Source organism: Rhodococcus sp. 05-2254-6, assembly GCF_002258565.1.
Lineage (GTDB): Bacteria > Actinomycetota > Actinomycetes > Mycobacteriales > Mycobacteriaceae > Rhodococcoides.
Genome location: NZ_NOZF01000174.1, coordinates 1 through 9047, shown reverse-complemented (window position 1 = coordinate 9047; position 9047 = coordinate 1). Strand labels below are relative to the sequence as shown.

General features: G+C 66.3%; 10 protein-coding genes. 3 read left to right on the top strand and 7 right to left on the bottom strand.

Going from position 1 to position 9047, the window contains the following annotated elements; genetic code table 11:
• Positions 1–171 precede the first annotated feature (171 nt).
• Together CH256_RS23670 and CH256_RS23665 are read left to right on the top strand one after the other, a co-directional pair.
• Entirely contained in the window at positions 172–1596 is a 1425-nt protein-coding gene (locus CH256_RS23670; protein ID WP_094670868.1) for an LCP family protein, read from the top strand.
• 58 nt (positions 1597–1654) lie between these two features.
• Positions 1655–2395 (top strand): TIGR03089 family protein, encoded by a 741-nt coding sequence (locus CH256_RS23665; RefSeq protein ID WP_094670821.1) that lies wholly within the window; start codon positions 1655–1657, stop codon positions 2393–2395.
• Here CH256_RS23665 and CH256_RS23660 read toward each other — a convergent pair.
• Genes CH256_RS23660 through CH256_RS23650 form a run of 3 tightly spaced genes read right to left on the bottom strand, consistent with a single transcriptional unit; the run spans position 2383 to position 4482 of the window.
• Positions 2383–2709: a hypothetical protein gene (locus tag CH256_RS23660; protein WP_068045751.1), complete on the bottom strand. Its 327-nt coding sequence runs from the start codon at positions 2707–2709 to the stop codon at positions 2383–2385. The genes CH256_RS23665 and CH256_RS23660 overlap by 13 nt on opposite strands.
• A gap of 59 nt (positions 2710–2768) precedes the next feature.
• The gene (purE, locus tag CH256_RS23655; RefSeq protein WP_094670819.1) at positions 2769–3287 is read right to left on the bottom strand and encodes a 5-(carboxyamino)imidazole ribonucleotide mutase; all 519 of its coding nucleotides are present in this window, start codon (positions 3285–3287) and stop codon (positions 2769–2771) included.
• Positions 3280–4482: a 5-(carboxyamino)imidazole ribonucleotide synthase gene (locus CH256_RS23650; protein WP_373454867.1), complete on the bottom strand. Its 1203-nt coding sequence runs from the start codon at positions 4480–4482 to the stop codon at positions 3280–3282. The genes purE and CH256_RS23650 overlap by 8 nt, the downstream gene beginning before the upstream one ends.
• Positions 4483–4679: 197 nt before the next feature.
• Here CH256_RS23650 and CH256_RS23645 point away from each other — a divergent pair, with 197 nt between their 5' ends.
• Positions 4680–5240 (top strand): GtrA family protein, encoded by a 561-nt coding sequence (locus CH256_RS23645; protein ID WP_179272203.1) that lies wholly within the window; start codon positions 4680–4682, stop codon positions 5238–5240.
• A 37-nt stretch (positions 5241–5277) separates the two neighbouring features.
• On the opposite strand, the gene CH256_RS23640 is transcribed toward CH256_RS23645, so the two are convergent.
• From CH256_RS23640 to CH256_RS23625, 4 genes are read right to left on the bottom strand one after another with little or no spacing between them, the layout of a single operon-like run.
• Positions 5278–6597, bottom strand: coding sequence for a sensor histidine kinase (locus tag CH256_RS23640; protein WP_094642328.1), 1320 nt, complete (start codon positions 6595–6597; stop codon positions 5278–5280).
• 6 nt (positions 6598–6603) lie between these two features.
• Positions 6604–7284, bottom strand: a complete 681-nt coding sequence (locus CH256_RS23635; protein ID WP_037190266.1) for a response regulator transcription factor — start codon at positions 7282–7284, stop codon at positions 6604–6606.
• 39 nt (positions 7285–7323) lie between these two features.
• A complete protein-coding gene (locus tag CH256_RS23630) occupies positions 7324–7923 on the bottom strand; it encodes a PH domain-containing protein (protein WP_068045754.1) in 600 nt (199 codons plus the stop codon).
• Between the two features lie 47 nt (positions 7924–7970).
• Positions 7971–8807, bottom strand: a complete 837-nt coding sequence (locus tag CH256_RS23625; RefSeq protein WP_094642499.1) for a biotin--[acetyl-CoA-carboxylase] ligase — start codon at positions 8805–8807, stop codon at positions 7971–7973.
• Positions 8808–9047 lie beyond the last annotated feature (240 nt).

Sequence of the window (9047 nt, the reverse complement as noted above, 5' to 3'; positions counted from 1 at the left end):
GAGGGCTTCGCCGATCGGGACGACGCGATCTGGTCGCGCGTTCGCTGGGAGCGCCATGTCTGCGTTCTCCGGTGCGGCGTTCTTCGCGGTGGCGTCGAGCGACCCGGATCCGGCGGCAGGGGCCCTCGCGTCGGCAGTACCCGATGGCCCGCGACCCACGTCGCGGTCGCAGTGTTCTCGATTCTCGTCCTGCTGGTGACCGGTTTCGCGTGGCGCAGTGTCGACAGCCTGCGCTCCAATATCGCCACCGCGGGTGGTCTCGGTCTCGGCGGAGCCGCCGACGGCGCCGTCGACATTCTGATGGTCGGCACGGACAGTCGTACCGATGCCCACGGCAATGCGTTGTCCCCCGCAGAACTCGCATCCCTCAATGCCGGCGAAGAGGTGGCATCCAACACCGACACGATCGTGTTGATCCGCGTTCCGAACGACGGTTCGTCGGCCACCGCGATTTCCATTCCGCGGGACTCGTACGTCGAGGTACCCGGTATCGGCATGTCCAAGATCAACGCCGCGTACGGCGCGACCAAGGAGAACAAGCGACTGGAATTGGTCGAGCAAGGGGTGACGGACGCCGATGCCGAATCCCAGGCGACCGAGGCCGGCCGCGAGGCCCTCATCGATTCGGTCGCCAACCTCACCGGCATCACCGTCGATCACTATGCCGAGGTGGGGCTGCTCGGCTTCGTGCTGCTGACCGATGCCGTCGGCGGTGTCGCGGTGTGCCTGAACAACCCTGTGCAAGAACCATTGTCGGGTGCGAACTTCCCCGCGGGCGAGCAGAATCTCTCCGGTTCGCAGGCTCTGAGTTTCGTCCGACAGCGGCACGATCTTCCGCGCGGAGATCTGGACCGCATCGTGCGCCAGCAGGTGTTCATGGCCTCGCTCGTGCGGAGTGTGCTCAGCGCCAAGACGCTGAGCAACCCCGGCAAACTGGGCCAACTCAGCACCGCGGTGCAGCGATCGGTGACTCTCGATTCCGACTGGGACATTCTGCAGTTCGCCACTCGCCTGCAGGATCTCGCCGGCGGCAAGGTCAAGTTCGAGACGATTCCGGCAGTCGACATCAATGCGACGACCGACTACGGCGAATCGATCGTGCAGGTCGATCCCGCTGCGGTGAAGAAGTACGTCGCAGGCCTGCTCGCCGACGGTAATTCGGCGGAGGCCAACGCCGAGGATTCGGACGCGCCGGCTGTCGATCCGTCGACGGTGACCGTCGACGTCGCGAACGACAGCGGTATCGACGGGCTGGCCAACGGTGTCGCCGGTTCGTTGACGGCGTTGGGGTACGTCGACGGCACCATCGGAAACTACGAGGGCGCGTCGATCTCGGCGAGCCGCATCCAGGCTGCCGATGTGGACAGCGATGCCGCGCGCGCCGTCTCGGCAGCGCTCGGCGGACTGCAGATCACCGCGGACGACACCCTGTCGGCAGATACCGTTCGGGTGGTCCTCGCGAACGACTACGCGGGGCCGGGCTCGGGTCAGGCCGCGACGGCGGAAACCGTTGCTCCCGAGTCGGGTACGGCGGTTCCCGAGGCACCGGCTGCTCCGATCGACGCCGGTTCCGTCGGCCCGATGTGCGTCAACTGATCGGCGTTCGCTCAGAGCGTGTGAATCGGAGTCGTCGAGCGTCATCTAGGGTCGTGGGGTGGCTTCGAATCTGACTCAGACCCTGCTCGACCCGATTCTCGCCGCCGATCCGGCCGGTCCGCGCATCACGTTCTACGACGACGCGACCGGTGAGCGGGTCGAGGTGTCGGCGGTGACCCTCGCGAACTGGGCGGCCAAGACCGCCAATCTGTTGCGCGACGAGTTCGGCTTCGAGGTGGGTGGCAGGGTGAGTGTGCTGTTGCCCGCGCACTGGCAGACGGCTGCGGCGCTGCTCGGAATCTGGTGGGCAGGCGGCGAGGTGATCCTCGGGGCCGACGACTCCGCGGACGTCGCGATGGTGTCGGGTGATCGGCTCGACGAGGCTCCCGACACAGACGAAGTGCTGGCCTTCTCGCTCGACGCCTTCGGCAAGGCGGTCCCCGATCTGCCGATCGGGATGACCGACTACGCGACATCGGTGCGGGTGCACGGCGATCAGTTCAGGGTCGCAGGTTCCGGGAGCGCGGGTTCCGGGAGCGCAGCCGCGGCGCTGGACGGACGTTCGGTGGACGACGTTCTCGCGGCCGCTCGTGAGCGAGCCGACGCACGGGCCTGGACGGCCTCGGATCGGGTCATGTCCAGCGCGTCCTGGACCACAGCCGACGAGCTGATCGACGGTCTGATCTCGGTACTCGTCGTGGGGGCGTCGCTGGTTCAGGTGGCACACCCGGACGAGGAAAAGTCGCAGCGGCGCGCCGAGACCGAGAAGGTCACCGGCAATCTTGCTCAGCCGGGCTGACGGTAGCCGCCGTCGGCGAGTCCGGCCTCGATCTCGTACTTGTTCGCCGGGCCCCGATGTCGCGCTTCTTCGGCGAGGTAGCGGAACGGGAAGGTGACCCCGAAGTTCGCCCATTGGTCTGCATGGACGGCCTCGTGTCGCAGTACCCGACGGGCGGTGTTGCCCTTCGTCAGGTAGGCACCGCCGAATGTCGTTCCGCCGCGGCCGAATCCGCCACGCAGACCGGTGCACACGAACAGGGAGAATTCGTCGTCGAAACGCGCCGTGCCGCGCCAGAGTCGGGCATAGAACAGCGCCAGCCGCGTCACCAGCATGGACTGCCGACTACCGCGACCGGCGCGCCGGATCTGCTCGCTTCGTGACACGGCTGCGCTCACCCGAGCAGAGTGGTGCGCAGAGCTTTGTCCTTCTCGAGCACCATGGCCTCGAGTGAGGCCTGGAACGCGGACATCCGTTCTTGCAGAGCCGGATCGGAGGCACCGAGAATCCGTACCGCGAGCAACCCTGCGTTGCGTGCACCGCCGATGGAGACCGTGGCCACGGGGACTCCGGCGGGCATCTGAACGATCGAGAGCAGCGAGTCCATACCGTCGAGGTACTTCAGCGGCACCGGCACGCCGATGACCGGCAACGGCGTGGCCGACGCGACCATGCCGGGGAGGTGGGCCGCTCCCCCGGCCCCGGCGATGATGACGCGGATCCCCCGACCTGCGGCCTCGCGGGCGTAGTCGAGCATGCGCTGCGGGGTGCGGTGCGCGGACACGACGCCAACCTCGAAGCGAATTCCGAACTCCACGAGCGCTTCTGCCGCGGCTTCCATCGTCGGCCAGTCGGAGTCGCTGCCCATGATCAGGCCGACGGATGGGCCTGAGTCGATCGTGTTGTCAGTCATCGTGCGGGTCCCATCCGTCGGTCCATTCGGCGTGCGACATCCAGTGCGCTGCGCGCTCGGCTCGCTCGCGCACCGAGGCCACGTAGGCGGGGTCGGCGAGCGAACCCGACTGCGCGCCCAGGATGTTCACGTGTCCGATCTTGCGATCCTTGCGCTCGCCCTTGCCGTACAGATGCACCTTCGCATCGGGCATTCGGGCGAACAGGTGATGCAGCCGCTCGTCCATCGTCATCTCGGGGGCCTGCGGCGCGCCCAGAATGTTGGCCATGACCGTCAGCGGAGCGAGTGGATCGGTGTCACCGAGCGGGTAGTCGAGTACCGCACGCAGGTGCTGCTCGAACTGCGAGGTGCGGCACCCGTCCATGGTCCAGTGCCCGGAGTTGTGGGGTCGCATGGCCAGTTCGTTGACCAGGAGCTTGCCGGAGGTGGTCTCGAACAGTTCGACCGCGAGGTCTCCGACCACGCCGAGCTCACCTGCGATGTCGAGGGCAAGCCTGCCTGCGAACGTGGCCACGTCCTCGTCGAGGTCGGGAGCCGGTGCCAGCACCACCGCGCACTGGCCGTTGCGCTGCACTGTCTGCACCACGGGCCATGCAGCTCCCTGGCCGAACGGTGATCGCGCCACCATCGCCGACAGCTCACGGCGCATGGCCACCTTCTCCTCCACCATGAGCGGTACACCCAGGTCGAGTTGTGCGGTGACGATCTCCTCGGCTTCCTCGGCGTCGGCGGGCATCCAGACTCCGCGCCCGTCGTAGCCGCCGCGCACTGCCTTGAGTACCACCGGCCAGCCGTGCTCGTCGCCGAACGCGATCGCGTCCTGCGCCCACGAGACCTCCGCGTAGGCGGGACCGGGCGCGCCCAGTTCGGCGAGCTTGCGACGCATGCGCAGTTTGTCCTGGGCGAAGATCAACGCGCTCGGCGGCGGTTGTACGTTGACCCCTTCTGCCACGAGAGTCTCCAGGTGCGCGGTGGGCACCTGCTCGTGGTCGAAGGTGAGCGCATTGGATCCGGTCGCGGCAGTGCGCAGCGCATCGAGGTCGTCGTGGTGGCCGAAGACGACGTCGGGGCTGACCTGAGCTGCCGGCTCGTCGGCACCGGCGGCGAGAACGCGAAGAGTCTGTCCGAGTTCGATCGCGGACTGATGAGTCATGCGGGCGAGCTGACCGCCGCCGATCATCGTCACCACGGGCATTCCGGTCGACGACGGGCGCGCAGCAGTGGGGCGCGGTTCGGTACCTGTCACGGCTCACCATGGTGTCATGTCGCACTCATTCGGTCCGAACCGGCAGTCTCACTCGAGACGGCGGACTCGGCGAGGACCTGTGGAAACCCTGATGATCGGAGCCTCGGTTCGGCGGAACCGGAATGTGTTTCGTAGACTTCACCGTTGTGCCGACGATCGCAAGCGTGCTCCAGCGCTTACCCACGCCCCTTCGGGACCTCGCGATTCGGCACAGTGAGCTGATCAAGTTCGCCATCGTGGGTGGCACGACGATGGTCTTCGACCTCGTCATCTTCTATTCGCTCAGCCTGACGGTGCTCGAGCAGAAGCCGGTGATCGCCAAGATCATCTCGGGTGTCCTCGCCACCCTGCTCAGCTACTTCCTCAACCGTGAGTGGGCCTTCAAACACCGCGGCGGACGCGAGCGGCACCACGAGGCACTGCTCTTCTTCGCGATCAGCGGTATCGGTGTGCTCATCGCAGCCGGTCCGCTGTGGATCGCGAACAACGTCTTCGACATCCGCGATACCAGCGAATCCCTGACGACCGTGGTCATCATCGACTTCGTCCTCAACTACATCATCGGCAACCTGTTGCAGATGGCATTCCGGTTCTGGGCACTACGGCGCTTCGCTTTCCCCGAGGACAACGCGCGCACGATCCTGGAAGTGGACGCCGAACGCAACGAGGATCCGACCGACGCAGCGGACGCACTCGACCAACCCTGAGATGCACCACCCCTGAGATGCACCGACCCTGGGATGCTCAGCGCGGTTCGCGCCGAGGCACCGCAGGCGACGGTTCCCGCCACGCAGGCAGGAACACCGAGAAGAGTGCCGGGCGGCGTCGCTGCAGTTCCAGACGTCCGCCGTCCGCCTCGATCAGCGCCCGGGCCAGTGCGAGCCCGACACCGGTGGAGCCGGCTCCCGAGAATCCGCGGTCGAAGATGTGCGGAGCAAGTTCGTTGTTCACCCCTGGCCCCTCGTCCGAGACCTCGACGCAGACCAGTCTCTCGCGGCGTCCCTCCGTGCTCTCGACGGCCGAGACGGCTCGAACCGCCACCGTGCACGCTCCCTCTCCGTGCACCAGGGAATTGTCGATCAGCACCGAGACCGCTTCGCGCAAGCGCGATCCGGTCACCGAGGCCTTCAGATCCGCGTCGCCCTTGATCGCCAGGGTACGACCCACGTCCTCGAAGTTTCGCTGCCATTCGACGATGGTTCCTGTCAGTTCCTCGACGACCGAGACCTCGTGCGCGTCGGCCGCGCCGTCACTACGAGAGGATCGAACGAGCTCGTCTATGGCAAGGGTCAGCCGATCCACCTGGTCCATCGCCTCGTTGGCCTCGTCTACCACCGCCGGGTCCGGGTGTGTGGAAATTTCGTCCAGGCGTAGACGGACAGCGGTCAGGCGACTGCGAAGCTGATGCGAGACATCGGCAACCAACGTGTGCTCACGCTGCAGCCGTCCGGCGATCTCGACGGTGGCCGAGTCCAGAACCTCCGAGACCCGATCGAGTTCGGCGATGCCGTGCCGTCGTGGATCCGGCCTGAAGTCGCCCTCGGCCAGGCGAGCAGCTCGCCGCGCCACATCCTGCAGCGGGTCGGCCAGGCGCTTGGCCGTCACGACGGCCACGACGGTGCCTGCCATCGCAGATGCGAGAACGACGAGCGTCACCGCTCCCAGCGCTTGGCGCTGAAGGGACCGCATGTCGTCGGACGGCACTTCGAGGCGAAGCGAACCCGAGGTACCCATCGACAGCGATTCCACCAGCGGGCGAGGCACGGACGACTGCCCGATGTCCGCGCGCGAGGCGGCATCCTCCGGAGTCGGATAGATGACCACGAGCCGGCCGCCCTGCGGGATCGCCAACCGGAGCGAGCCGATGTCGAGTTGACCCTCGATCAGCCCCGCAGACCCTTCCTGCGAGATGATCTCCGCTGCCATTCGATCCAGGCGTGCCTGCAGGTCGTTGCGGGTGAAATCCTCTACCCACAACCAAGCGGTGTACATCAGGGGCAAACCGAGCAGCAACGCCGTCATCACGACGACGGCGAGAATCGAGACCAGAATTCGACGCCGCATCGACCGCTAGTCGCTGTTGATACGGAAGCCGACGCCGCGCACCGTGGCGATGCGACGCTCGGCCACCGGCCCTTCGTCGCCGATCTTGCGACGCAGCCAGGACATGTGCATGTCCAGAGTCTTCGATCCGCGCAACTCTGCGTCGCCCCAGACCTCACGCAGGATCACTTCGCGAGAGACGACCTGGCCCGCATGGTCGAGCAGGACCTTGAGCAGCTCGTATTCCTTGTTGGCGAGAGATATCTCGGTGCCACCGACCAGGACGCGTCGGGCAGCGGGCTCGAGACGAATCGCACCGACCTCGATCGGGGAATCCTCCCCGGCACCACGGCGGCGGAGCAACGCCCGTACGCGGGCCATGAGCTCGGCGAGCCGGAAGGGCTTACCGACGTAGTCGTCGGCGCCGGCGTCGAGACCGACCACGAAGTCGACCTCGTCGGTGCGTGCGGTGAGCATGAGTACGGCAACCTCGGATCGGTTGGCACGCACCTGCCGACACACTTCGAGGCCGTCCATCCCCGGCAGGCCGAGGTCGAGTATCAACAGGTCGAATTTTCCGTCCAGCGCACGCTGAAGGGTGGCGGGGCCGGTCTGTTCGACGGTCACCGTGTAGCCCTCGCGCCCGAGCGCTCGGGACAGGGGTGCAGCAATGGCTTCGTCGTCTTCGGCAAGCAGCACGTCGGTCACATCGGTCACCCTACGGTTCGAAGGTGAGAACAGCCTGTGTTACCTGCGTTTACCGGCTCGCCAACCGGGCTTGGACTCGCCGGCCGAATCCTCGGGTGTCGGCTCGAACGCCGCTTCCCGGCCGTGCACGGGTTCGCGACGGTACTCCATCGAGTCGAATACTTGCTGGTAGAGCAGCGAATGGACGCGTTGCACGTGCGGAATGTCGTCGAACTCGAGTGGGTCGTCCGATGCCGAGGCGATGATCAGCGTGCCGGTCCGCAACATCCGGTCGATCAGTCCGTGTCGAAACTGCACATTGCTGATTCGGCTCATCGGAATGTCGATGCCGGAGTGGGTGAGCACGCCTTGTCTGATCAACACTCGTCGATCGGTGACGATGAAATGCGTGCACTTCCAGCTGATCAGCGGCACCAGGCACCGCCACACGACGATCGCCGCCCACAGCACCGCTGTGGCGATCATGGCGGCGTTCGCAGCGGTCGATTCGAGGCGTGCACTCGCGGCCCCCAGCCCGACGCCTGCCAGGCCCGTGACGAGAACGAACGTGACCGACGGCAGGACGAGCATCTTCCAGTGGGGGTGATGATGAAGCAGGAGCTCTTCCTCGTCGGCCAACGCGTCCTGTGGATAACCCACGTGCACTCCTGACTACTCGCTACGACTTCCGTCGAGTCGATATGGTCTCACGCGAGAGGTCGCAGATGAGTGACATCACCGGCGGCCACGGCCAGCACCGACGGGTGATCGGACCCGGGGTGCTCGACCTCGATCACGATCCGGCCGTGCTCGTCGACGTCGACCGCGGTTCCGACCTTCTCGTCGCCGCCGGGCAGATCGACTCGCACACGCTGCCCGATCGTGCCGCACCTCTCCCGGTACCGGTGGGCGAGGGCGTCGGTGTTCCAGTTCGAGTCCCGCCACGAGTCCACCTCGGCGGCCATCCCCCGCAGAATCGCCCGAACCAACGTGTCGCGGTCGAGAACCGCGGCCCCCTCCAGCGCCAATGACGTCGCCGTGGGTACCGGCAGCTCGTCGACGGTCATCGTCACGTTCACCCCGAGCCCGATGACGACAGTGGGCGACGGTCCGTGCGCGGCGACCTCGGCCAGGATGCCCGAGACCTTCTTACCTCCGATGAGGACGTCGTTGGGCCATTTCAGCCGAGCGTCCACTTCACCGACGGTGCGCAACGCGTCGACCAGAGCGATTCCGGTCATGAGCGACACCCACCCGAGCACGGCGGGATCGATTCCCGGGAACTTCAGCAGCATCGACACGAGGATCTGCGACCGAGGCGCGCCGGAGAACGGTCGCGCATGCCTGCCACGTCCGCTGTCCTGGTGTTCGGCGATCAATGCCGTCCGGTCTGCGTAATTCGCAACCCCCGCGATCAGGTCGGCATTGGTCGAACCGGTCTCCGCCACCACGTCCAGCCGGGACCACGAGGCCTGCGGGCCGTCCACCAGTGCCCGACGAAGCGCGCGGACGTCCAGTGGTGGCCGATCGAGGTTTGTCCACATGCGCACCAGCATATGGGCTCGCCGACAGGCCGACGGCCTGTCGCCGACCACCCTCGGTCGGGGCGCAGATCACACTCGCAGTTAAAGTGGTTCCCCATGACCAGCGTCCAGGATTCCACTGCACACGGGTCGGCCGAAGCCCCCGATATCCATACCACTGCGGGTAAATTGGCCGATCTTCGTAAACGTCTCGCGGTTGCGGAGATTCCGTCCGGTGAGGCAGCGGTGGACAAGGTCCAC